Source organism: Symplocastrum torsivum (assembly GCF_059505465.1).
In genome coordinates this window covers 38,190-62,545 of sequence record NZ_JCACKQ010000001.1, presented here as the reverse complement: position 1 = coordinate 62,545, position 24,356 = coordinate 38,190, and the positions used below count along the sequence as shown (strand labels likewise).

The window sequence follows — 24,356 nt, the reverse complement described above, 5'->3', positions numbered from 1 at the left end:
CTGACATCACACAACCTCCTCAACTATCTTTTATTAGCTGTCAGATACCCAAGGGATTACCTTAATAGGCAAGTTTAATGCCGACTAGCTTACATTCCACCTTAGCTTAGAGTGATTGGAAGATGCGATCGCGTTGCTTGTGACCTTGAGACCGATTCGTTCGTTAAGATTGTTGCAAGCTTAGGACATACTGAAGCGTATCATGACCCTCATTCAGTCACCGACCCAACTAACCCTTGCAGAGTTTTTGGAACGACCAGAAACTGAACCCGCTAGTGAATATATTGATGGGCAAATCTATCAAAAGCCAATGCCTCAGGGAGAACATAGCATCTTACAAGGCAGTTTAGTGACTGCTATTAATCAGATTGGTAAATCTCAGAAGTTAGCTTGTGCCTTTCCAGAATTACGCTGTACGTTCGGAGGACGCTCGATTGTTCCTGATGTATCAGTATTTGAATGGCAGCCTATTCCTCGCAAGACGAATGGAAGGATTGCCAATAAGTTTGAAATTTCCCCAGACTGGGTTATTGAAATACTTTCCCCAGACCAATCACCAAGTCGAGTAATTGATAAAATTATTTTCTGTTTAAAGCAGGGAACAAAATTAGGTTGGTTTATTGAACCTGAAGATGAATCGGTAATGGTCTTTCAACCAAATCAGTTACCTGATGTCAAATATGATGCTGAATATCTGCCTGTTCTTGAGGTATTAAGAGATTGGCAACTTTCTGTAGCAGATGTATTTAGTTGGTTGCAGCTTTGAATTTATGCACTTGTAGAAGAAAGCACACAACTATAGCCAAAAACCCTAATCAAATTCCGCTCGTTCATTCAAAAGCCGTTGCCAATGAGGACGAATATGAAGAGGCTGATTTAATCAGCCTACCTTCTGCGTATTCAGCACTCATTATCGAGAGGAGAAAAACTACACTTTATTCAAATGCATCTAAGTCTAATGCTTTTGAGCCACCTCGCTCTAATTGAGTTAAAAGCTTGCTGAGTTGTAACCAAACCAAGACAGCAATGAGTACGGTGAGAGGAAGGGACACGGAATAAGATAACCAGCTAGGGAAACCAAAAATCTCTAAACCAGCAGAGAGAAATATACAAATTCCCAAGGCAATTCCCACGAAGGGTAGAAGCAACTGAAACCCCTTCATTTGAGCGAGGGTGCGAGTGGAGCGGTTTTTTGACCATTCCTGCACTTTCTGCTTTAGGGTAGCTTCAAATGCCAGACCACAGGTAAGACTAGCAAATAAACCAAAAGCTAATAAAAAATAGGGCGGTTCGGGAAAGCTATACACAAAATACTCCTGATTTTAAGTAAGACACAGGCAGATTTAATCTCACAAACGGCAATTACTCAGCACTTGGCTCAGAGCATTTTGTGAAGTGTCGAAAAAAGTCAGGATTACTCTTCACCTGTTGTTTATTGGCTGTTGATTGTTAACCAACAACAGTTAATAAAAACCGACTAAATTCAACACAAAATTTAAACGCCCATTAGCTTACTTGATTTTAAGAGCAGTTGCTAGAGGTAAGATTGCCGCAACACCCTCGGTAGAAAGTTCACTTAGAGTACTCAGTGCCACATTGAACAAACGTCCAGGTTTCAAGTCATCTTTGACCAAGTTCCAGAGACGTTGTACTTCTTCTGTGTGCAGCCTATCATCTTCTATGAGCGCTAAGAGCAACTGATGCCGCAAAAACTTACCTTCATCAGAGAGAAGATACTGCAAACCGAGTTGAGCGGTGGGTAGCAAATCAAACTTCTTGTCAGAGCGTGCGATCGCAATCATATTTTCCAACCGCTCCCACTGGAACTTCCCATCCTTGAACAACACCTCAATGAGATGTCGTCGCATTTCTGGAGATTCACCCGTGAGGAGACGCCGTGCCACGTAGGGGTACGATACCTCAACGATTTTGAATTGGGGATTCAAACTCAGAGCTAAGCCTTCCTGAGTCACCAAGGAACGGATAATCAGAGCAAACTTTGCAGGGACGCGGAAGGGATAGTCATACATCAACTCCGAGAACTTATCAGTAATTGTCTTGAAGTTGAAGTTACTAACACTTTCACCTATCGCTTCTCCCAATACCGTTTCTAATGCTGGAATAATCGGTCGAATGTCTGTGTTTGGTGTTAAAAAACCGAGCTTGACAAAATTAGCGGCTAGTGCTTGGTAGTCTTTGTTAATCAGGTGAACAACAGAACCGGCAATGGTTTCTTTGGTGTACTGCTCCAGCTGATCCATCATGCCGAAGTCGATATAAGCCATGCGACCATCGGCTAGAGCGAACAAGTTGCCAGGGTGGGGGTCGGCGTGGAAAAAGCCATGCTCCAAAAGCTGACGCAAACCCGCTGTAACCCCGGTTTCAATGATCTTGTCGATCTCCAGTCCAGCCTCACGAATGCTTTTGGTATCGTTCAGCTTAAAACCATTAATCCATTCCAATGTAAGGACGCGGACACTACTGTAGCGCCAGTAAATGCTTGGCACTTTAACCGTTGGGTCATTGCGGAAGTTGTTGGCAAATTTCTCCGCGTTGTGCCCTTCGTTGATGTAGTCGATTTCCTCAAATAACTTGATGCCAAACTCATCAACGATGAGGGACAGGTCATGACCTAAATTCAGTGGTAACCAAGGAGAAAGCCAACCAGCCGCCCAGCGCATTAAGTAAAGGTCTAGGGTAATCACTGGGAGGAGATTGGGGCGTTGCACTTTGACGGCAACTTCTTCACCTGTATGGAGAAAGGCGCGATAGACTTGACCAAGGCTAGCAGCCGCTACTGGATTTGGGGAGATTTTGCTATAGGCTTCTTGGAGCGAGCATCCCAAGTCTGCCTCAATGATCGAAAAAGCGATCGCATTATCATACGGTGGTAGCTGGTCTTGTAATTTAATCAGTTCGTCTAGAAAATCTTTCCGAACTAAGTCAGGGCGAGTCGAGAGGGCTTGTCCTACCTTAATAAAGGTGGGTCCCAAGCGCGTCAGCATCTCCCGCAGTTGGGAAGCTCGTTTGAACTTGTTCCGTTCAGCCTGATCGAACCATTCGTCAAACTTCAAACTGAGAACGAATCGAGAGAAGAACCAAATAATCGTGACAGCTCGCCAAATAGCTGCCCACGGTCGATAGCGATAATACCGTGCGATCGCCTTGGCGTCATAACGCCTCTGCTGTTGGCTTAGCTGCGGCTCAGGAGAAACCAGTTGATGCTGACTCACGCTGAATAGTTGCCTCTCAAACTATAAATTTTATTTTTTATCTTTTTATTAAATATAGTATATAAAACTACAAACTTTCTTGATTTTTAACCTTGGTAAGCCATCAGCGGTCAGCTATCAGCTAGATGCAATCTAGCTAAAAGTCTGACGCTTGTTAGGTAGCCCAAAAATAAAAACGCTAGTCCAAGCTAAACGCTGAAGGCTGACCGCTGATCGCTTTATCCTTAGCTACAGTTACTTAGCCTTCGCTTCCAGATTCTCCATGCGGCTTTTGAGTTCCTGGTTCTCTTGTTTCAGCAGGTCGAGTTCTTCCCGCAACTGCTTAACCGCTTGGTCTGACCCAACGTTCTTCTGCACCTTCTGAATCGCTTCCTCAGCAATGCGGCGGACTCGTCCATCAGGAGTTTGTTCAGCAAGCGATCGCAAAACCCCAATTGCCTTCACCGTCTCCATCTGCCCCAGCGCTGAAACAACTGACACTTGCGTCAGGAAAAATGTTTCGGCGGCGAGTTCTTCAAGTTGCTCCAGAATCCACTCGGTATTGCTGGGCGTTTGACCTGTTGAAATTGTTCCCAATGCGCGAATTGCTGCTAGACGTAGCGGTTGGGAGACACCGGGAGTAGTGTATTCCAGAATCACTTCTAGCGCCACAGGAGATGACTTCATCTGACTCAAGCCACTAATCGCCCCGCCACGCACCACTTCATTCCAGCCAGCCCTCTCTCGGAGTACACGAGTTAATAGCTGGAGAACTTCATCCTCCTTATCCTTGAGGTTCGCTGACACCATTCTGCCAAGGGCACTAGCGGCTGATGCTTCCACGTAGTAACTAGCATCCCCGTTTTCTACTAACTGTTTTAGTGCCTCGTAGCTTTGGGCTGTCTTGATTTTACTCAAGGCTTCCACCACTGACCGACGTACACGGCTGTCTTCATCCTTCAACCCAGCAATCAAAGCATCCGTTGTCTGATCAAGTTTCACCTGCGCCAGTTGTTTCGCGACTTCCACCCGGACACCCCAGAAAGCATCAGCCTTCAAAGCCTCTGATAGGGCTTTTACCGCTTCCAATCCGCCTTTCTTCGCCAATGCCTTTGCTGCATAGATGCGAGAGATTGGATCGGGGTCAAATTGTAGCTGGGCTTTTAGTTCTGGGGTTGGGTACTCTAGGGAAACTGTTTTCAGGTAGTTGTTCTCAAAATCAAAGCTGATGAACTGGGGTTTTTTCTCTAAGGGGAAGTAGAAACTCTGTTCCCGTTCATGAACCCTTACACTGAATGTTTTAAAAGTAGGAGTTGGTTGTTGGTTGTCATTTTCAGCAAAGCCAAAGGCGATAGGAATCTTCAGGTCAAATAACTCACTACCACTGCCGTTCTTGCCTTCTTTGGCTTGAGTTTGGGTAACTGTGACTTTCGCTAATTGACTATCGGCATCCCAGGAATAGGCAACTTTGTAATCTGGATGACCACCTCGGAAAACATATTGGTCAAAGAGAAATAGGAGATTACGACCTGTTGCTTTTTCAATTGCCCGTAACAAGTCAACTGTTTCTACTGTGTTATGGGCATTGTCTTGAACAAAGGTTTGAATCGCCTTCCAGAACAACTCATCACCTAACTCTGCCCGAATCATATGGTAGACACAAGCACCTTTTTCATAAAGGTGTCGATCATACAGTTCGATTGCTTCTCGGTAGATGTGGGTAACAATCGGGCGGCGATAGCGAGAACTATCTTCTGTAAAGTAGCTACGTGCTTCCCCTAACAGATAGTAAGCTGCATCATCTTTTCCATATTCATGTTCTGTCCAAAATACCTCGGAATACGAAGCTAAGCCCTCCTTAATCCAGGCATGAGACCAATGCTTGATTACTACTAAATCACCAAACCATTGGTGGGCAAGCTCATGAACCACTAAGCTTTCAGTACGATCATTATCGAGGGCAGCTCGTTCATCCAGCAAGCAACGGTCAGTTAGCAGGGTTGTGGAGGTATTCTCCATACCTCCAAAGATGAAATCATCAACGCAAACTTGAGCATACTTGGGAAAAGGGTAGGGGTAGCAAAACTTCTCACTGAGAAACTCAATCATTCGAGGCGTTTTGCCCATGCTGCGGCGGCCATCTTCCTCGTAACCCTTTTCAACGTAGTAGGTGACAGGTTTGCCCTGCCACTCATCCCGAATTTCAGCAAAGTCTCCTACAGCTAAAGTCATTAAGTAGGTGGGATGGACTTGCTGTTGTAACCAGTGGTAAATCTTGTTGTCGCCGTCTTCTTCTGTGGCGATGAGTTCGCCGTTGGAAATTGCGATTAATGGCTTTGGTACTTTGACACGGATTTCCGAGGTTGCCAACTGACCAGGGTAGTCAAAGCAAGGAAACCAGAAGCGAGAGTCTTCATCTTCGCCCTGTGTCCAGACTTGGGTGGGTTTGTTGGGGTAATGCTGATTGGGAACGATGAAGTAAAGACCACGCTGGGGTTTTTCTACACCATAGGCGATCGCAATCTTGATTTTTTTGTCCGCTTCTGTTGCTTGAAGTAGCTGAACGTGCAGTTGTTCACCGTCATAGTCAAACGGTTGGGGCGTTTCGTCAACCTGTACGGATTCAATATTTAAATCAACGGCATCGAGTACTAGCTGATTGATGCCACTGCGTACTGGTGCAACGGTAATCGTGCAGGTGCCGTGAAAACTTTGCTGGGGAATGTCAAGCGTCAAATCTAAGAATATATGCTCAACTTGTCCTGGGCGATCGGGGTTGTAGTGGGGTCTAGCGCCAGGTAACTCAAAAGACTTATGACCGTTACTTTCAGAATCAAAATAAGACTGTGACATTCGTGAACCTGTAAAACTAAAACTAAGGAGAAGCAATCAGGAGTTAGGAGTAGGGTAGAAATCTCTCCTAAGACCGAGGCATGATTCTTTCAGATTAGCGCGTCTGTTAAAGCAAGTCTTTTTAGTAGCTTTATCCTAATAACGACGGGAAAATCTCTCTTCCAGATGCCAGTAATAGATTCTCCTCTACTTCCCTAGTTCCCCCTTCTGCGACAATAAAGCTGGATGAACTACTCGCCGTTACTTCGTTGAACGGCTAGTTTCTGTCGTTTCAACAAGGTAGTTTGCTTCCAACCTCCCGTGTGCCGGGGGCTAGAAGTAGGGACTTCCGCGAAATGTTAAATCAAGAGTCTGTGAGAAAACGCTTTTTATGACGACTGCTGTAAATACTGCTCCTAGATTAGCCTCTCGGCTTGTCAATGGATTGCTCTCGATCAAGCCCTTGGCTGCCTTAGCCAAGCACCAAGCCCGCAGCATGATGATTAAACGGGCAGAACAAATTGGCGTACCTTGGACAAAACGGGTGCAGGAATTGCGCTTACTTGACTGGGAGACTCAGTTAATCCAGGTACAAAACACCGAGCTTTCCTATCCAGATTACTATTTGCGATCGTTCCACGCTTACGACAATGGCAATCTTAGCTGGGATGCGGCATTAGAAGTAGAAGTGGCTGCCTACGCTGTGCATGCGAAAATTTGGCCGGGTGCTGATGCTGAAGGTGACCCTAAACTCCGCCAGAGTTACCATGATGTCCTAAAAGGTCAACTCAATGTTGCTGTGCAAGATATTGTAGATTTGGGTTGCAGTGTGGGGATGAGTACACTCGCGCTTCAGGAGGCTTATCCTCAAGCAAAAATTACTGGTGTGGACTTGTCACCCTACTTTTTAGCCGTTGCCAACTATCGCTCCCAACACGCTCAAAATCAGGCTGAGACGGCGGCTAAAAGCCAAAATCCAATCCACTGGGTACACGCTGCTGCTGAATCTACGGGGTTACCCGATGCTTCTTTTGATTTAGTTTCGGCTTGTTTGATGTTCCACGAACTGCCTCAAGTCGCTACCCGACAAATCTTTCATGAGGCACGGCGTTTGCTACGTCCAGGTGGTCATCTAGCACTAATGGACATGAATCCTCAATCAGAAATCTATGCTAAGATGCCACCCTACATCTTGACATTGCTCAAAAGTACAGAGCCTTATCTGGATGAGTATTTTGCCTTAGATCTGGAAAAAGAACTCGTAGAAGCAGGTTTCCAGCCACCAACAATAGTTTGCAATACCCCTCGTCATCGAACAGTAGTTGCTCAAGTCAGTTAACGCCAGAAACAATCTGTTTTATGCCTCAGAGCCTTTTTTAGGAGAAAAACAACTGGGTAGCTGTAAGTAGGTCTAAGGAAAATTAATAAATTGCCTATGTAGATCGAGGATGGTTTTATCTGGTTTTAAGACAGTACGGTAAACTTGAGGTTTCCACGATAACTCAAGCGTAAATAGCTATTAGCTAACCGCTAACCGATGTTAAGTAGCGTTGAGCGTCTATTATTTGTCAGGGCTGTCCCGATTTTCCAAGAATTACGGGATGACTTTTTGGTGCGACTGGCTTCCGTGATGGATGAACTATCGTTTCCAGCGGAACACACGATTTTTACGGAGGGGCAGGAAGGGCGATCGCTTTATATTGTGGTTTCGGGTTTGGTACGGGTTCACATTGGCGATCGCGATTTGGCGAAGCTGAAGCAAGGAGATGTTGTTGGAGAGATGTCGTTGTTTGATTCTGAACCCCGTTCAGCGTCAGTAACAACTCTGGAAAACTGCGAATGTCTGATGCTAACCCAACTGCAACTGTATGATGCGATTGATGAAACACCAGGGATTGCCATAAATATTATTCGTCTGCTTTCCCGTCGCATTCGGGAACTCAATACTAAGGTGAATGTTTACGAGGCAAGGAATCCAGCACCGACGTTAAGTCGAGCGGGTGGTAATTTGGTGGGATAGAAGCGATCGCTCTATCGCAAACGTAGTTGGTAGGTGAGTGCAAAAAATATGACTAGATTTTCAGACTCGTCGTAATTCAACCCATCTTAACGCCGTAAAATCAGGGCATGATCAATCCTCCGTCGCACCCAAAAATCCCTGATTGTAGTTGGAATCGTCCCCTTGGACTTGGCTGGGAGAAGCCCTACACCGTCCGCTACGCTAGTAATCTCGATGATGGTCCCTGGCATGGAATGCCGCTAGGGGGTTTTGGCGCAGGTTGCATTGGTCGTTCTCCGCGAGGGGACTTCAACTTGTGGCACCTTGATGGTGGAGAGCATACGTTTAAAAGTCTCCCAGCTTGTCAGTTTAGTGTCTTTGAACAGCAAGAGTCTTCACCTGCACAAGCTTATGCTCTATGTACAGAATCACCAGAAGATGGCACCCTTAACTCGTGGCAATGGTATCCGGCTTCTCATGACAGTGGTGATTTAGAAAAACAACGGACAACAGACGACAAACAACGGACACATACAGGAACTTACCATGCGCTTTATCCTCGGAGTTGGTTTGTCTACAACAATGTCTTTCAAACCGAACTGACTTGTGAACAGTTTTCTCCGATTTGGGCGGGATGTTATCAGGAAAGTAGCTATCCTGTCGCGATTTTTGAGTGGACGGCGCATAACCCTACAGATGCCCCTATTACGCTCAGCATCATGCTCACCTGGCAGAATATGGTGGGCTGGTTTACTAATGCGATAAAGAGTCCACAGGTGCAGGTGCGGGATGATGGTAGCCCGGTTTACGAATACCAGCCCCGTCTGGGAGATAGTACGGGTAGTTTTAATGAGTGGATTGTCGATCACTACCGCGTCGGCTGTCTCCTCGATCGCGTTCGCTTACATGATGAGATTCAGGAAGGGGAAGGGCAACTTTGTATCGCAACTGTCACTAATCCCAGCCTAGAGGTGTTCTATCATAGTCGCTGGAATCCTACGGGTGATGGTGCTGAGGTTTGGAATACCTTTGCCTCTGATGGTAGCTTGGCAGACTTTCAAGATGAAACCCCAGCCGCACCGGGAGAACAAATTGCTGCTGCGATCGCAATTCGTTTTACAATCCGTCCGGGTAGAACGCGAAAAATTCCTTTTATCCTCGCTTGGGATTTCCCAGTAACTGAGTTTGCACCAGGAATCAACTATTACCGACGCTACACCGATTTTTTTGGTCGTACTGGAAATAATGCTTGGTCAGTTGCCCGTACTGCCTTCAAGCACAATGAACTGTGGAAAGAGAAAATTCAGGCTTGGCAGGAGCCGATCTTAAACCGAGGGGACTTGCCAAATTGGTTCAAGATGGCGCTCTTTAATGAACTCTACCTACTTGCTGGCGGTGGTACTCTGTGGAGTGCAGCGGATGACCGTGACCCTGTGGGTCAGTTTGGTGTCTTGGAATGCATCGATTATCGCTGGTATGAGAGCCTGGATGTACGGCTTTATGGCTCTTTTGCTCTCATGATGCTCTGGCCGCGACTGGATAAAGCGGTATTGGAAGCATTTGCTCGTGCTATCCCAACCAGTGATGAGACGCCCCGGATTATTGGCTATAACAAGGCTACAGCTATCCGCAAAGCCGCTGACGCAACACCTCACGACCTTGGTGCGCCCAATGAGCAGCCTTGGGAGAAGACGAATTACACCAGCTATCAGGATTGCAATCAGTGGAAGGATTTACCTTGTGACTTTGTGTTGCAGGTCTATCGAGATTTTGTCCTCACAGGTGCAAATGATGTCGAGTTTTTGTGGGAATGCTGGTCAGCGATTGTAAAAACGCTTTCTTATCTCAAGGCTTTTGATAAAGATGAAGATGGGATTCCCGAAAACTCTGGCGCACCGGATCAGACGTTTGACGACTGGCAGCTTAAAGGGATAAGTGCCTATTGCGGCGGGTTATGGTTGGCAGCACTAGAAGCTGCGATCGCAATTGGTGAAATCCTCCTCAATAACTACCCACCTATATCCCAACTCGTAGAAGCACCATTACCAGAATCCATCCAAGAAACAATCGACTTGTATCGCCACTGGCTAAAACAAGCTCGACCCCTTTATCAAGAAAAGCTATGGAATGGTCAATATTATCGGCTGGATAGTGAAAGTGGCTCAGATATCGTTATGGCCGACCAACTCTGTGGTCAGTTCTATGCCCGTTTACTGGGATTACCTGATATTGTGCCAATCGAGTGTGCCCAGTCAGCTCTCAAGAGCGTGTATGAGTCCTGTTTTTTGAAATTCCAGGATGCTCAGATCGGTGCAGCCAACGGGGTTAGACCCGATGGTTCACCAGAAAATCCCAATTCTACCCATCCCCTGGAAGTCTGGACGGGCATCAACTTTGGGCTGGCAGCTTTCCTGATGCAACTAGAAATGAAAGAGGAAGCCTTGCGACTAACGGAGGCAGTAGTACGCACTGTTTATGAGAATGGATTGCAATTTCGCACCCCGGAGGCAATCACCGCTACAGGTACCTTCCGCGCCAGTCACTACCTGAGAGCTATGGCAATTTGGGCAATTTATCTGACATTTAGGGATTAAGCTTGGAAGAAGGCAGAAGGCAGAAGAATTATTACTAGTACGCGGTCGTTTCAGCCTTTAAAGAAAGTCCTAACCTTTATGGCGACAGCTATGCTTCAGTCAATGCTGTTTGTGAAAGACTCGAAACGCAGAGATATTCAAGATAATCCCAAGCATAAATTTCAGCAGGGATGCCGGAATAAGCCCGACTAGCAAGCCCCCTGAAAAAGCGCCAATGACAGAACCCACGCCCATCGGAACAACTGTGTTTTTCAAGGAAGAGCGATCGCTAAACGCTCCCCGACTAGCATACTTCACTAACCCAACAAACACTGTTGGTAAACTCACCAGCAGGCTGGCTGTTCCCGCCGTCTTAATATCTGCACCAAAGGCGAAAACAAGTGTTGGAATAATCACCTCACCGCCTGCAACCCCCAGCAGACTGCTTACTAATCCGATAGCCAGCCCGAACAGAATGCCTGCTGGAATGTGCCAGATTAGAGCAGAGGGTAAGAGGGCGGGGATAGTTTGAGGCAGAAAGCTCTCAATAATTAAGGCAACGCCAATCAGCACCAGCAGCACCAGGATGGCTCTCTCAAGCTGTTCGTTAGAAAGCCGTCCTGCCATTAATGCGCCAAAAAATGCCGTGACGATCGCTCCGGCAATCAAAGACAGTAATACTGGCAACAACGCTATAACGGCACCAAAGGACAGTGTCTTAGCCCGGATTACCAGCGATGCGACAATGGTAATTAAGCTCACTGCCAGGTTGAGTGGTACAGCTTGACGCACCTGATAGCCCAAAGTGCCAGCCAGAACGGGCAGACGAAACTCCGCACCTCCTAAGCCAATTAGTCCACCTAACGCTCCAATCGGTACTGAATATAGGAACGACAACCGAAACCGACGCTGTGCAAAGGCTTTGTCTCTTAGCTCTGCTACAGATGAGGGGGACTTTCTAATCAAGGGTTCAGCTCCGTTGAAATTATTCATCGATTATCGAGTTTTATCGCCAGCTACAGCAGCACCCCGATAAAGCTCAAGCCTTGCGACAGGCGATGCTTGCGACAATGAAACAACATCCTAATCCCAGAGATTGAGCAGGCTTTACCCTAATTGGGGAAGTGGATTAATCTAGCGGTTCTCACTCTTGTGAAGTAACGTTACTGGAGTGACTGGAATTACAGATGCACAAAAATTAACGCTGAAGACATTGGGTGCAGTGGAAGCTGGGTAAGTTTGTTACTGATTCACACTCAACACTCAACACAAGATTATGTAACAATTCTTACCCTTTGACTCAACAACCAAATCCAGAAGCGTTTTAATACCCTTCACTACGTGGCGGTCTTTGGGCGATCGCAGCGCCGTTATACGCCACTGACCATTCACCATTAACGCTAAAGCAGAGATCGAACCCTAAGGCATGGGCTTTAACCGCATACTGTCGATACCCAATCATCAAGGCATTCCGTAAGGCTTCACTGAAGCATTCAATTCGCAATGTGCGATATTGCAACAACAGACCCAAGCTGTTTTTCACTTTGTAGTTGTCAAGTACGATTTCGCAAGGTGTCAGTGCCTCTCTATGGATAAGATCTAAAGAATCAATCCACAAAGAGATTACTCGCTTGTCTAATTGGACGGTCAGGGTTTCATTTTGCATAGTTCAAGAAATTGCCTGGTCTTAGCAGTGCCAGAAATATGTCATCTCTCTAATGGATGATATTACAAAAACCCTGCCCGTGTCTCGTGGGATCAAGCCCATTCTATTGATAGACGTTGGAAAAAACAGGAGCAATTACTTTTGAGGATATAAGAGTAACGATTTGTTAAGCAATCAAAATTGCCCTTGAAAGCCTATGCAGGCATAGGTTCAGGGCTAATTACTACTTTGCTGAAACCTCGTCACTGTCGTTTTTCTCAAAAGGATTTAGTGAACACAATGCAACTGAAGCCAATAAACCAACAGGTTGTCACGATAGTTGGGGCTTCCAGCGGGATTGGACGAGAAACAGCTCTCCAGTTCGCCGCACGGGGAGCAAAACTAGTTGTCGCGGCTCGTAGTCAGTCGGGATTAGACTCTTTGGTGCAGGAAATCCGGAGTCAAGGTGGGCAGGCTGTGGCTGTGACTGCTGATGTTACAGATTTTGAACAAGTAAAAGCGATCGCAGATAAAGCCGTTGAGGAATACGGGCGGCTCGATACCTGGGTTCATGCTGCTGCGACTGGTGTCCTTGCCCGCTTCGACCAAACTACACCGGAAGAGTTCAAGCGCGTTGTTGATGTCAACCTCAATGGGCAAGCCTATGGGGCAATGGCAGCGTTGCCTCATCTTAAACGAGAGGGACGCGGGGCGCTGATTCACATTTCCTCAATGGAAGGTAGGCGAGGACTCCCCTTGCAAAGTCCCTACTCTGCTGCCAAGCATGGTGTTGAAGGCTTTTTGGAAGCACTGCGGGTTGAGCTAAAACACGAAGGGCTACCGATTAGTGTTACGAGCATCAAGCCAGCCGTAATCAACACACCCTACTACAACAAGGTACGCACCAAGCTAGGTGTTAAACCAACAGGAATACCACCCTACTATCAACCTAGCCTTGTTGCTGAGGCAATCCTCTATGTTGCCGAGCATCCCACCCGTGACTTTCTAGTTGGGGATGTCAGTAAGGTACTCGATCTGCTACAGCGGATTTCACCCGAACTGGTGGATGCGATACTGCTCTTGATTGCTTTTCAAGGGCAGCGGACTAATGAACCGAAGTCCGAAGATGCACCAGACAACGTCTTCGAGCCTATTGAGGGCTACAACAAAATTAAGGGAGATTTTGACGAGTTGACGATACCGAGCGTCACTGACTGGTTTGATAAGAATCCACCGCTAAAGTGGGGTGCGATCGCAGCGACAGCGTTGGGAGGAGTTGCCTTAGCGATGTTGGCAACCCAAGCAGCCAATAACGGAAAGCTAATGTAACCCCTAAATATCCAATGTGGGATGTTTAGTAGCTTACAAGTCCTTAAGGCGTTCAGGACTTACGCAAGCGTACTATATGTAGCGGTCTGAAACTCAAGACTTTGCAAAGTATACGCCATATCTAGAACCTCTGCGTAAGTCCTGGTATTGCTCCGGGACTTGTTTGTGTTAAGCGTTACAGGCATCCTTAACGATAGTCCATTTCTTCGGAGAGAAGAGCGGGCAAACTGGCAGGACTATGTTGTGAGGAATGAGTGCCATCAACAACATCTAGTAATGCGATCGCTGCTTCTCTACAAGGAAGAACAGTTACTCCTCCAACCCAACTAGGGCAATAACCAGAATTTTTCTACACCAGGTGTACGAGAACATAAAATCCTATGCAGAATGAATCCTTCGATAAGGAACAGATATTGTCCCCTGCTGGACCCTATTCAGTCACTCAACAGCTTTCGGAAAACGTCATTTTGACGACAGTAGACGATCTTTACAATTGGGCGCGACTCTCCAGTTTATGGCCGATGTTGTACGGTACAGCTTGCTGCTTTATCGAATTTGCTGCCATGATTGGCTCACGTTTCGACTTTGACCGATTTGGCTTAATTCCTCGTGCTAGTCCGCGTCAAGCCGACTTAATCATTTTGGCAGGGACTCTGAACATGAAAATGGCTCAACCGACGCTTCGCCTTTACGAGCAGATGCCTGAGCCAAAGTACGTCATTGCAATGGGTGCTTGCATGATCACCGGAGGGATGTTCAGCGCCGATTCCTATACAGCAATTCGAGGGGCGGATAAAATTCTGCCAATAGATGTTTACATTCCGGGCTGCCCTCCCCGACCAGAAGCAATCATGGATGCAATTGTTAAGTTGCGAAAGAAGATATCCAATGAATCTATGCAGGAGCGAGGCAAGATTCAGCAGACACATCGCTACTACAGCACCACCCACAACATGAAGCTGGTTGCCCCCACCGCCGTGACTGGAAAAGATGCAACGTTGCCTTCTCGCCAGCAACCACCTAAAGAATTGACGGAGGCAATCGGAATGCCAATTCCTCCTGCACTCAAAACTGCTCAACAGGAAGAGCTTAATTCATAGTTCAGTAGGTGGACATAAATAAACCTAAGTGTAGGTAAGCGATTACGCATTCAATTTGCAATATACGCTTATGGGAAAAAGGTTAAAGGGTAAAAGGTTTTTCTCTTTAACCTTTCTTTTTTCTCAAAAACCGATGAGTTAAATATTTTATTAGTAAGAAAAGATACCTACACTTAGGCATTAATTCGCTTACCGAAACAATAGGGTAGATTTTTTGTATGCCTAATTACAGAATTATTTTCATTCTGGCTCGTTCCACAGGTAGACGAGTCAATTGAGTTGTAGAGGTAATTTGTAGGGATAGGCTTTCTACGCCTATCAATGTTGCTTGGTACTCTTCAAAGCCGCTTTAGAAGGAGCTACACCCATCCTTCTAGCGTCGCTGACCAACGACATTGCTTCTGAGTACAAGATTAAAGATTAGAAGAGGATAAACTCAATGAGCTTATTGGCTGTAGAGGAAATTAAAGAACTGGTAGGACAACCTAAAGGATTGTTTGTATCAATTTATATGCCTATCGAGCGAGCTACGGCAGAACATCAACGGAATTCTATTCGGCTCAAAGATCTGATGCAAGAGGCTAGAAGTAGCATAGTAGAGAGTGGTTTAGACGATAAGGAAGCGTCGGACTTTCTACAGCCAATCCAAGAACTAATTGATTCTGATGAGAGTTTTTGGGGGGAAGAACATAGTGATGGACTGGCAGTTTTTCTAGCTTCTGGAGTATTTCGCTATTATCGTTTGCCACTAAGTTTCCAAGAATTAGTTGTTGTTACTGACCGTTTTCATCTCAAACCATTACTACCTCTTTTGATGATTGGTGATGAGCAATATTATGTTTTAGCTTTGAGTCAAAAGGAGGTTAGGTTCCTTAGGTGTACACGCGACAATGTCAAAGAAATTGAACTGAAAGATGTACCCCATAGTCTTGATGAAGCCCTAGGGTATGACGCGACTGCCAAGGATGGTCAGCGACGCATGAGTACCCCAAAAGGGGGAACCAACAATTCTTTTCAGCAGGCAGGCAGTTTTCATGGGCAGGGAAGCCCCGATCAGGATAAACAGCAAGACGGCATTCTGCAATTCTTTCACTCTATTGATAAGGGATTGCACAAATACTTACGAGGAAAACGTGCTCCTTTAGTGTTAGCAGGAGTAGAGTATCTTTTCCCTATTTACAAAGAAGCAAATACCTATCAGCATTTAGTTGATGAAGGTATTACGGGTAACGCTGAACATGTTAAATCAGAAGAATTACAAGCACAAGCCTGGGAGATTGTAGAACCTCTATTTTCAAAGGGGCAACAAGAAGCTGTCGAACGCTATAAGGAACTGAAAGGGACGGGGCTAACCTCTACTGACATTAAAGAGATTGTTCCCGCTGCTTGTTATAGTCGAGTTGAGCAATTGTTTGTTGCCGTTGGCGTCCAGCAGTGGGGAATCTTTAATCCCGACAGCAACATAGTTGATTTGCATTCTGAGGCGGAACTTGGTGACGAGGATTTACTGGATGCTGCTGCGGTTAACACGGTTTTGAATGGTGGAACTGTCTATGCAGTAGAGCCAAACCAAGTACCGGATGAGGCACAAGTAGCCGCTATTTTCCGTTTTTAAGCCATAGGTTTGTTTAGGAAAGCAAACATTTGAAGAAGCCTGGGAAGTTTCTCAGCGTTAGTGAAGAAAGGCAGTAGGATACTAAAAGAGTAAACCCTGTTTTCTTTGCCGTCTAGAAACTCCCAGGAGTTTATAAGGAGAATTTACTATACCTAGTGGCTCTATCTATTAAGTAATATAGTGTTTTATATATTTAGTAATATCTTCCCAAAGTAAAGGTTGAACTTTACTTGAATGTATAAGCACGAACACTCGTTAAATTTTTTGTATCATTAATCACAACTTTAGTTAATATTAAAACACGTCTTGGGCTAGAACTAATAGGAAACGGCAATCGTTATTGTGTAAGAACTTCGGATAGAAACCATCCCAAACCTAGACTTTAATCAGCTAGCTTGTTTATTAAGAGCAGCTAGTTTGATTGACTGGGATGGTTTTTTCTTGAACTCCCTGAGCTTGTCATATTTATTAATATCAATTGAACGAAAAACGGAGACAAAATGCCATTAACTGAGAACAGTGGGCAGTTGGTGATTATTGGTGGAGCGGAAGATAAAAAAGGGGAATCTATAATTCTTCGGGAGTTTGCTCGACGGGCAGGAGGCACCGAGGCGCGAATTGTCATCATGACAGTGGCGACAGGACTACCCAAAGAAGTGGGAGATAATTATATCAATGTGTTTGAGCGGCTAGGGGCAGAGGATGTTCGAGTCGTTGACACAGAAGCTCGTGAAGCAGCAAGTGATGAAAGTGCATTGAAAGCGATCGCAAAAGCGACTGGTGTCTTTTTTACGGGTGGAGACCAAGCGCGAATCACAAGCATCCTGAAGGATACCGAGATTCATAAGGCACTTCACCAACGGTTGTCTGAAGGACTCGTAATCGGAGGCACGAGTGCAGGCGCGGCAATGATGCCTGACATGATGATTGTTGAAGGAGAGTCGGAGACAAATCCTCGGATTGAGATTGTGGACATGGCACCTGGGATGGGATTCCTACCAGAAGTCGTGATCGATCAGCATTTCGCTGAACGGGGACGTTTAGGTCGCCTACTCTCCGCCGTTGCACAGCAGCCAGTTGCCTTGGGATTCGGTATTGACGAGAATACTGCGATCGCAGTAAATGGCACCGAGTTTGAAGTGATTGGGGAAGGCGCTGTTACTGTGGTTGATGTGTCAGGAATCACTCATACCAACTTGGGCAATATTTTGAAGGATGAAGACTTGGCACTTTGTGGAGTGAATCTTCATATTCTTCCACATGGGTATCGCTTTGACCTGAAAAGCCGAAAACCAATTGTGTAAACTGCTTCTTCAGGTGGATAAGCTGATGTGCACTTAAACTTCATCTTGAACAAGAAAGGCAGAAGGCAGAGGGTTTTACCTTCTGCCAAAAGTAATAGTAGGGTGCGTCATGACGCACCCTACTCCTTAGAGGTTGTGCGTAAGCCCTAGCTTGACCTGGTATTTGGGTAGGGGTTTGTGGTGAATTGGCTTCATCCCCCTTAGCGATACCGATTTTGGTAGGGTTGGGGTAGATGAGTTGAGTATGAACCCCCCAGCGATTCCGGCGGTTAAGGTCGGTATTTCAAGGTTGACGATGAGTGAAGCAAAAGCGATCGCCTATGAGGTATTGCAGCTTCCTTCTGCCTTAGAAGTCAAAGATTATATAGCCGCTTGGTTAAGTCAGAGGACGCGAGAACATCAAGGGTAAATAACAGGAGAGTTTTATGTGCTTTTCCGCAACCGCCAGTTTTACAGCAGGAGCCACACTATCTGCTTTAGGAATTGCGACGCTTACACAAATTCGCTCAAGACGTGAGCTTCTACTAGGGAGTTTTCCTTTGTTATTTGCTATTCAGCAATTTATTGAAGGACTAGTATGGTTAACGATTGACCAGACCTCTTTAAACACAATTAATTCTCTATTAACCTACAGCTTTTTATTCTTTGCAACAGGACTATGGCCTGTTCTTTGTCCTCTATCTGTTTATTTATTGGAGCTTAATCCCTCAAAAAGACGTGCAATATTAGCAATAGTCATGTTTGGTATTGCAACTGGAATTTATCTCTTTGGTTCTGTCATTACTCATGGAGTTTCCTCAGACTATTTTTCAGGAAACTTACTTTATAATTTAAGGTTTATACCATTTTATGAATTCAATAAATACTTGTATCTTATAGTGACTAGTGTTCCTTTCTTGATAGCTAGTGATAGGCGACTCAAACTCTATGGGGCATTGGGGATAGTTTCTTTTGGCGTAGCTGAGCTATTTTACAACGTCACATTTGTTTCAGTCTGGTGCTTTTTTGCGGCTGTTCTAAGCGGAGGATTATATTTTATCTTTCGAGATTCCAATCTTAAGGTGAATGTCACTGACTTAAGCCCTGAACTAAAGTACCCTACCCTTCGGGAACCCCTACGGGGAACGGGAACGCTACTCTTCGAGAACGCTTCGCGAACGCGAACGGGCTAAAAGCTAAAACCCGTTAAAACGGGTTGAAAGGCTGATGTAGTAAGCTAAAGCTTACTTCAGCTTTGAGGGGTGAAATTTATTTCAAGGCTCTTATGTCAGTGCCATTCATCTCCCTCGGCATCAACTCGACGGCGAAAGCGTTCGACGATTGATGAACGCATATTTGGGAAGGGACGGATGATGCACCAGGGATGGAGGCGTTCAAAGTATGTCATGATGTCTTCCTCCTGAGAAATGCATAGCTGTTTAACCCAGATCGTTTTGACCTGTGTGGAAATGGTTTTTTCATGGGAAAGTAGTAGTGATAGATATGGGGCGATCGCATTTAGCTACCCTGCCCTGAAGTAAACTTTGGGCTAATAGCTGGGGGCGATCGCTTTTTCCTGCAATCAAGGCGAAGAGTCGGAAAGTCCACCCGGAACTCAAGTTCCCGGCTAATAGCTCAAGTCGGTTCAAACCGACTAAAACACTTGACATATAAGGTTTTCAGTCCTCTGAAGAGGACTTGAGCTATGAGACACGGGTTTAAACTCCTGGGTGAGAATAAACTCTTCTTCTGTTGGAGAACAGCAGAACGTTGTACTGCTTATCGCCTTCCATATCGGGGATGTCTTTTAAAATCGGAATGAAAACTATAATAAAACTTGATAAATTTCTGTGAATTGCTGGCGGCCTTTTAACCGAACACTACCAATAAACTTTGTCGTGAATTGCCCCTGTATATATTGGTGAGTTTCCTTATTAATTAAAATGCGACAAATACCACTATCAATTGACTTCTTGTAGCTTTCCAACCGCGCTGCTACATTAACGCTGTCTCCAATTGTTGTGTAGTCCAGCCTTTTGGAACTGCCAAGGCTGCCAGTGACAACAGTGCCAGTCGCAATCCCAACTCGCATGGCAGCAGTGGGGAGTCCTTGAAGGCGCCATTGCTTATTGAGAGTCCCAAGGGTAGATGCCATATCTTGAGCGCAACGTACAGCAGCGATCGCATCTTCGGCAATTGCTTCCGGTGTGGTTCGCTGAATCGGCACCCCAAAAACCGCCATAATCGCATCCCCGATAAATTTATCCACAACGCCCCCATGCGCTAATACAAGTCCTGCCATCGCATCCATATATTGGTTGAGCCAAGACATTAGGGTTTCTGGATCAGTCTGCTCAGCAATCGTACTAAAGTCTTTCAGGTCTGCAAAAAGTACCGTTGCGGTCATCTTACGCCCCAAGAGACGTCCCTCTTTGAGGAGTTGGTGGCGATCGCGCCAAATCGTTCTGGCAATTGTTGGAGTAACGTGACGCCCAAACAGATTCATCACCATAACGCGGTCTTGGCGCTCTATTTGGGCAATGTAACCTGTGATTACCGTCGCCGCTCCAACCAAAGCCAATAGCGGTGGGAAAACAGGTATCCACCAGTTACCGATAAAAAACAGGTACGAACTACTGCTAAGCACCCCAGCCGCAATGACAATGCCAACAGCGGTTCGTAACATTGAATAATTTTGATTGCCTTCAGAACGAACTGCCCAACTCAAAGAAGCACCGATACCAGACCAAAGGATAATCCATAGAACTTCCAGTGGCTCCGACCACGTTTGAAGCAAGGGACGGCCTTCTAGAGCAGCACTCAAGATGAGCGAAGTGACATGAGCTTGAATTTCAACACCAGCCGTTTGCTCAGGCGAACTCAGCAGACCATGACTGTAAGGAGTGTAAAAGAAATCTTTCAAGCTAGGTGCAATCGTACCAATCAAGACAATGCGATCGCGTATCTTTGATTCAGGAACTCGGTCTTCCAGAACATCCCTCAAGGAAACACTCTCAAATAGGTTAGCCCCTTTAAAATTCAACAAGAACTGGTAACCACCTGCATCAGCGCGAACATAGCCACCATCATTTGCCTCAAAAGGAACAAATACCGTCTTACCCAATTTCATAGAACCGTCTTGGGCGGCGACTGGAGTAATCCCTTTAGCCTGCAAATAAATCAAAGCCAACTGTAGCCCCAAGCTTGGTAAAGCTGGCTTAGATTCAGGTGTCAAGAATAGTAAGCCACGACGGAGTTTACCATCTGCATCTGGCATAACATCATTCGCTCCAACCTGCCCCAGTTGGCTCAAAACCTGCGGCGGTGGTACAGCCTCACTATTACTATCTGCGACTTTTTTTTCAATTCCAATTAGATTCGGTGTGGACTTAAAAACCTGCTCCAAAGCTTGGGTACCCGGCGGAGTCGGCAAATCTCGATAGAGGTCTAAACCGATTGCTCTCGGCTTTTTGGCTTTGAGCTTCTCGATCATTTGTGCAATCAAAGCATCAGTTGCTGGCCACTTCTTGACATAACGAATATCTGACTCGTTAACGGCAACAATTAAAATCCGCTTTTGGGTAGGCTCAGCCGGACGCCAACGAAAAAACTGATCCAGGGCTGCCCACTCCCAAGATTGCAACAACCCAGTTAACCGCAGCGCAACAACAACGGCGGCTACACTGGTTGCTCCAAGCCACACTGGTCGTCGTTGCCAAATTTTCTGCCTCAGCCGCTTGGTTCGCATATTACGATCGGCTACCAACGTAAAGAGACAACAATAAAACTTTTGCTGTTGCCGTTTGCCAAATGTTTTCCTTTTGCCCTCTACTCTCTGCCCTCTGCCTTTTTTGGTAAGTTGCATTCATATAGATCACCCTGATAAACCTCATCTCCATCTAACAAGCGAGATACTAAACCTAGATAGGTTTAATTTGATCGTTCTCTTATTCCCTGGATTGGCTGGCTGAATCTGGAAAAAGGCAGACTAAATCTTCTACCTTAGCTAGAGTTGCGACTTGTGAGGACGTACCGAGAATGATGCGTCCGTCATCTGTGACGAAGATTCCTTGTGCCTCTTGGAGGGGAAGAACTCGACGTTGTTGTTCAAATTCTGCTTGCTGGATGCGATCGCGACGAGTCGCGCTGTTGCCTGAAATTGGCTCAACATTAGTTACGGTATAGCGATCGCTAATTGCTCCATAAGGAGTTGAGGGTAACCCACCCGTACCAGTAACAGTAAAGCTTCCAGGTTGAAAGCTACGACGTGCTAAACAACTGTCAGCCAGCACTTGATCGGAACTCACAAATTCCTCTTCTAGAGGCTCTAGGGAACCTTCTACGTCACGAACGGAGGTATCAATATCGACAACACCATTAATTCCTAAGGTAGAACTAGCGGTGATTCTACTAGTTGGGTCAACAAATAATCCTTGGGTATTGATTTCAATCCTACCTCCAGCACCCTGAAGAGCATTGGCAGTGATGCGGCTGTTTTCTAGGACGGCTAGAACATCGGTATCAATCGTGATGTTGCCGCCATTGCCACTACCACCCGCTTCAGCAGAGACAATGCTGTTGCGGCGCAGTAGTAAAGACTGCGTTTTTAAGTTAACGTTGCCGCCTTCTCCTGCTATGGTTGTCGCAGCAGCAATACTTGCTTGCTCATCCAGACTAATCGAGTCAGCAATCACCTTCAGATTGCCTGCATCTCCAGTGCCTCGACTACGGACACTGAGTCTTCCCTCATTCTCCAGAATCAATTCTCCAGTTTGTACCGTGAGGTTTCCGCCTTGACCTGTCGAACCTGCTTCAGCCGTAGCCGCTAAAGCACTGAGAGCCGAACCATTGGGAGAACTACCACTCAACGTTACCGACTCCGACGCAATCACAGTAATATCTCCACCCCGACTTGAACCGACAGTACTTGCTGCGATCGCCGCCCCATCCCGTACTAATAATTCTCCCGTTGTCACCTCCACATTTCCAGCATCTCCAGCCGCCAAGGCATTACTAAACAAGCCAGTGAAAAATCGAGTGGTTGGTGAAAACTGCACCGGATCGCTGCCAACCAACTCAATTGACTCCAAAGCATTAACCGTCAAGTTTCCGGCTCGACCCGTCCCAAAACTAGCCGTTGTTACAGTTGCGTTATCTTGAGCCAACAACCGTCCTGTATTAATCGTCAAATCTCCAGCATCTCCACCAACACCAGCCCCCGTCCCTGTCAATAAGGAGGATGCACTCAGATCAACAGACTCGGAAGCGTTGAGTGTTAAATGCCCCCCCTCACCTGTTCCAAACGTAGAAGTAGCAACAAAGGCTCCATTACGAGCAACGAAAGAAGGTGTATTAATCACCAAATCCCCAGCCGAACCAGAATCAAAACTGGCTGTAAACAAACCGTTGCGGAGGTTTGTTGGGTCAACCGTTCCCGTCGCGAACTTGACGATATCTTCGATATAAGTTCCCGTTCCTATCAGTTCTACTGATTCTGAGGCGTTGACGGTAACGGTTCCTCCCCTTTGCCTACCTAACGTCAATGCAGTTAGGCGTGACTCCTCACGTAGCTGAAAGGTTCGCGCCTGCACTTGGATATCACCCCCCCGAATCCCACTGACATCTACCGTTGCTCCCTGAGATAACTCGATATCCTGAAAGTTCGGCACAGTGCTATAACCGAGTTCCCAGCCATTAGGGGTTGGATTCAAGTCAACTAAACTGGTGCCAGCAACACTCCCTAGCTCAACTCGTCCGCTAGGTGCCGTAACGTTGCCACCTTGGAGTAAAACGTTCCCTCCCACAAGCCCCAAGGTTTTTCCTGGTAGAACCGCTAAATTTGACCCTTGTATTTGTAGAGAACCTGGTGTCGCTCCAAATTGCAGTCCTAGAGGAACACTGACTGTTAGAAGCGGTAGATTTTGAGGACTTGTCGTACTGAACTGAGTGCCATCGGCAAAAACAACGCTGCTAGCAGTACTGGCAAAAAAGGAACCACTCACATCAAGACGGGCATTCGGTCCAAATAAAATGCCATTGGGATTAATTAGAAATAGATTAGCAGTACCCTCAACACCCAAGGTTCCTAGAATAGTCGAAGAGTTAGCACCTGTTACCCGTGTCAGAATGTTTTCAACTCCAGGAGGATTGGCAAAATAAACTTGCTGACCATCATCAAGATTGAATTCCAGAAAACTGTGGAACAGGTTTGTGTCTCTCAATGCCCCACCCTCGATGCGCTCAGCAGATTGGTTATTGATGATGGCACCAGGAGTAACAATAGAATTTTCGTTGCCCAACGTACTATCAGGTGTCAACTGAGCAAATGCATTGTCTTCGGAACTTAAAACAAAAAAAAGTAAAACGACGAAGCCAAAAATCTTCTCGTTTGCTTTTACTAGATTGACTCTTATCTTGTTTACAAGCCAAGCAAACCTTTGCGGCGCTAGCGCTACTGTACCGACTTCTGGACAGCAACTAACTCGCTCTTTTCTCGGCTTTAGCTCAGCGCACCAACTCCTCGTTTGCTGTGCCAACTTTACGTCCCCTACCACTTACCCCTAGTTTGGATTGTGTTGTAGGAATTTCTATCTATCGAAAGTGCAGGAACCAGAAAATTGAAATCTCTGTATAAAGTGTTACAAAAGGTAAATCTTACTTTATACAAACTTCAATAAGATGTTCACTCCACAACACTGGTAGGTAAAGCTAGCCTGAAGTTGTTGCTGTGTCTATAAGGCTCTTACTGCTCTACTACAACTGAATTCT

General features: G+C 46.0%; 20 protein-coding genes. 12 read left to right on the top strand and 8 right to left on the bottom strand.

All coding sequences use genetic code 11. The annotated features are described in order from the left end of the window. The first annotated feature begins 202 nt into the window (after positions 1-202). Positions 203-766 carry a Uma2 family endonuclease gene (locus tag AC5JL3_RS00260; protein WP_496072579.1) on the top strand — a complete coding sequence of 188 codons (564 nt, stop codon included), beginning with the start codon at positions 203-205 and terminating at the stop codon, positions 764-766. A 169-nt stretch (positions 767-935) separates the two neighbouring features. Here AC5JL3_RS00260 and AC5JL3_RS00255 read toward each other — a convergent pair whose 3' ends face one another. From AC5JL3_RS00255 to AC5JL3_RS00245, 3 genes are all read right to left on the bottom strand, one after another. After that, the gene (locus AC5JL3_RS00255; protein ID WP_192222407.1) at positions 936-1,307 is read right to left on the bottom strand and encodes a hypothetical protein; all 372 of its coding nucleotides are present in this window, start codon (positions 1,305-1,307) and stop codon (positions 936-938) included. A gap of 204 nt (positions 1,308-1,511) precedes the next feature. Beyond that, positions 1,512-3,233 carry an ABC1 kinase family protein gene (locus tag AC5JL3_RS00250; protein ID WP_496072578.1) on the bottom strand — a complete coding sequence of 574 codons (1,722 nt, stop codon included), beginning with the start codon at positions 3,231-3,233 and terminating at the stop codon, positions 1,512-1,514. A 234-nt stretch (positions 3,234-3,467) separates the two neighbouring features. Continuing rightward, positions 3,468-6,065, bottom strand: a complete 2,598-nt coding sequence (locus AC5JL3_RS00245; protein WP_496072577.1) for a M1 family aminopeptidase — start codon at positions 6,063-6,065, stop codon at positions 3,468-3,470. Between the two features lie 370 nt (positions 6,066-6,435). Here AC5JL3_RS00245 and AC5JL3_RS00240 point away from each other — a divergent pair, with 370 nt between their 5' ends. The 3 genes from AC5JL3_RS00240 (at position 6,436) to AC5JL3_RS00230 (ending at position 10,637) form a co-directional block, all read left to right on the top strand. Further along, complete coding sequence (locus tag AC5JL3_RS00240; RefSeq protein WP_496072576.1) at positions 6,436-7,383, top strand: class I SAM-dependent methyltransferase; 948 nt, start codon at positions 6,436-6,438, stop codon at positions 7,381-7,383. 198 nt (positions 7,384-7,581) lie between these two features. Then, complete coding sequence (locus AC5JL3_RS00235) at positions 7,582-8,064, top strand: Crp/Fnr family transcriptional regulator (RefSeq protein ID WP_496072575.1); 483 nt, start codon at positions 7,582-7,584, stop codon at positions 8,062-8,064. A gap of 107 nt (positions 8,065-8,171) precedes the next feature. Then, the gene (locus tag AC5JL3_RS00230) at positions 8,172-10,637 is read left to right on the top strand and encodes a GH116 family glycosyl hydrolase (protein ID WP_496072574.1); all 2,466 of its coding nucleotides are present in this window, start codon (positions 8,172-8,174) and stop codon (positions 10,635-10,637) included. A 99-nt stretch (positions 10,638-10,736) separates the two neighbouring features. On the opposite strand, the gene AC5JL3_RS00225 is transcribed toward AC5JL3_RS00230, so the two are convergent. Together AC5JL3_RS00225 and AC5JL3_RS00220 are read right to left on the bottom strand one after the other, a co-directional pair. Next, a complete protein-coding gene (locus AC5JL3_RS00225; RefSeq protein ID WP_496072573.1) occupies positions 10,737-11,582 on the bottom strand; it encodes a sulfite exporter TauE/SafE family protein in 846 nt (281 codons plus the stop codon). Between the two features lie 358 nt (positions 11,583-11,940). Next, complete coding sequence (locus AC5JL3_RS00220; RefSeq protein ID WP_496072572.1) at positions 11,941-12,282, bottom strand: hypothetical protein; 342 nt, start codon at positions 12,280-12,282, stop codon at positions 11,941-11,943. 279 nt (positions 12,283-12,561) lie between these two features. Between AC5JL3_RS00220 and AC5JL3_RS00215 the strand changes: the two genes are divergently transcribed. From AC5JL3_RS00215 to AC5JL3_RS00180, 8 genes are all read left to right on the top strand, one after another. Beyond that, complete coding sequence (locus AC5JL3_RS00215) at positions 12,562-13,590, top strand: SDR family oxidoreductase (protein WP_496072571.1); 1,029 nt, start codon at positions 12,562-12,564, stop codon at positions 13,588-13,590. Positions 13,591-13,755: 165 nt separating this feature from the next. Then, positions 13,756-13,920: a hypothetical protein gene (locus AC5JL3_RS00210; RefSeq protein ID WP_496072570.1), complete on the top strand. Its 165-nt coding sequence runs from the start codon at positions 13,756-13,758 to the stop codon at positions 13,918-13,920. Between the two features lie 50 nt (positions 13,921-13,970). Beyond that, the gene (gene nuoB, locus AC5JL3_RS00205; RefSeq protein ID WP_496072569.1) at positions 13,971-14,690 is read left to right on the top strand and encodes an NADH-quinone oxidoreductase subunit NuoB; all 720 of its coding nucleotides are present in this window, start codon (positions 13,971-13,973) and stop codon (positions 14,688-14,690) included. Positions 14,691-15,129: 439 nt separating this feature from the next. Continuing rightward, complete coding sequence (locus AC5JL3_RS00200; protein ID WP_496072568.1) at positions 15,130-16,305, top strand: baeRF3 domain-containing protein; 1,176 nt, start codon at positions 15,130-15,132, stop codon at positions 16,303-16,305. 500 nt (positions 16,306-16,805) lie between these two features. Next, complete coding sequence (locus AC5JL3_RS00195; protein WP_496072567.1) at positions 16,806-17,609, top strand: cyanophycinase; 804 nt, start codon at positions 16,806-16,808, stop codon at positions 17,607-17,609. 185 nt (positions 17,610-17,794) lie between these two features. After that, the gene (locus AC5JL3_RS00190; protein WP_496072631.1) at positions 17,795-17,842 is read left to right on the top strand and encodes a hypothetical protein; all 48 of its coding nucleotides are present in this window, start codon (positions 17,795-17,797) and stop codon (positions 17,840-17,842) included. An 11-nt stretch (positions 17,843-17,853) separates the two neighbouring features. Beyond that, positions 17,854-18,018: a hypothetical protein gene (locus AC5JL3_RS00185; protein WP_192222396.1), complete on the top strand. Its 165-nt coding sequence runs from the start codon at positions 17,854-17,856 to the stop codon at positions 18,016-18,018. A gap of 16 nt (positions 18,019-18,034) precedes the next feature. After that, positions 18,035-18,781, top strand: coding sequence for a DUF6629 family protein (locus tag AC5JL3_RS00180; RefSeq protein ID WP_496072566.1), 747 nt, complete (start codon positions 18,035-18,037; stop codon positions 18,779-18,781). Between the two features lie 285 nt (positions 18,782-19,066). On the opposite strand, the gene AC5JL3_RS00175 is transcribed toward AC5JL3_RS00180, so the two are convergent. The 3 genes from AC5JL3_RS00175 to AC5JL3_RS00165 form a co-directional block, all read right to left on the bottom strand. Further along, entirely contained in the window at positions 19,067-19,258 is a 192-nt protein-coding gene (locus tag AC5JL3_RS00175; protein ID WP_496072565.1) for a hypothetical protein, read from the bottom strand. Between the two features lie 155 nt (positions 19,259-19,413). After that, the gene (locus tag AC5JL3_RS00170) at positions 19,414-21,453 is read right to left on the bottom strand and encodes a CHASE2 domain-containing protein (protein ID WP_496072564.1); all 2,040 of its coding nucleotides are present in this window, start codon (positions 21,451-21,453) and stop codon (positions 19,414-19,416) included. Positions 21,454-21,535: 82 nt separating this feature from the next. Continuing rightward, positions 21,536-24,124, bottom strand: coding sequence for a two-partner secretion domain-containing protein (locus AC5JL3_RS00165; RefSeq protein WP_496072563.1), 2,589 nt, complete (start codon positions 24,122-24,124; stop codon positions 21,536-21,538). Positions 24,125-24,356 lie beyond the last annotated feature (232 nt).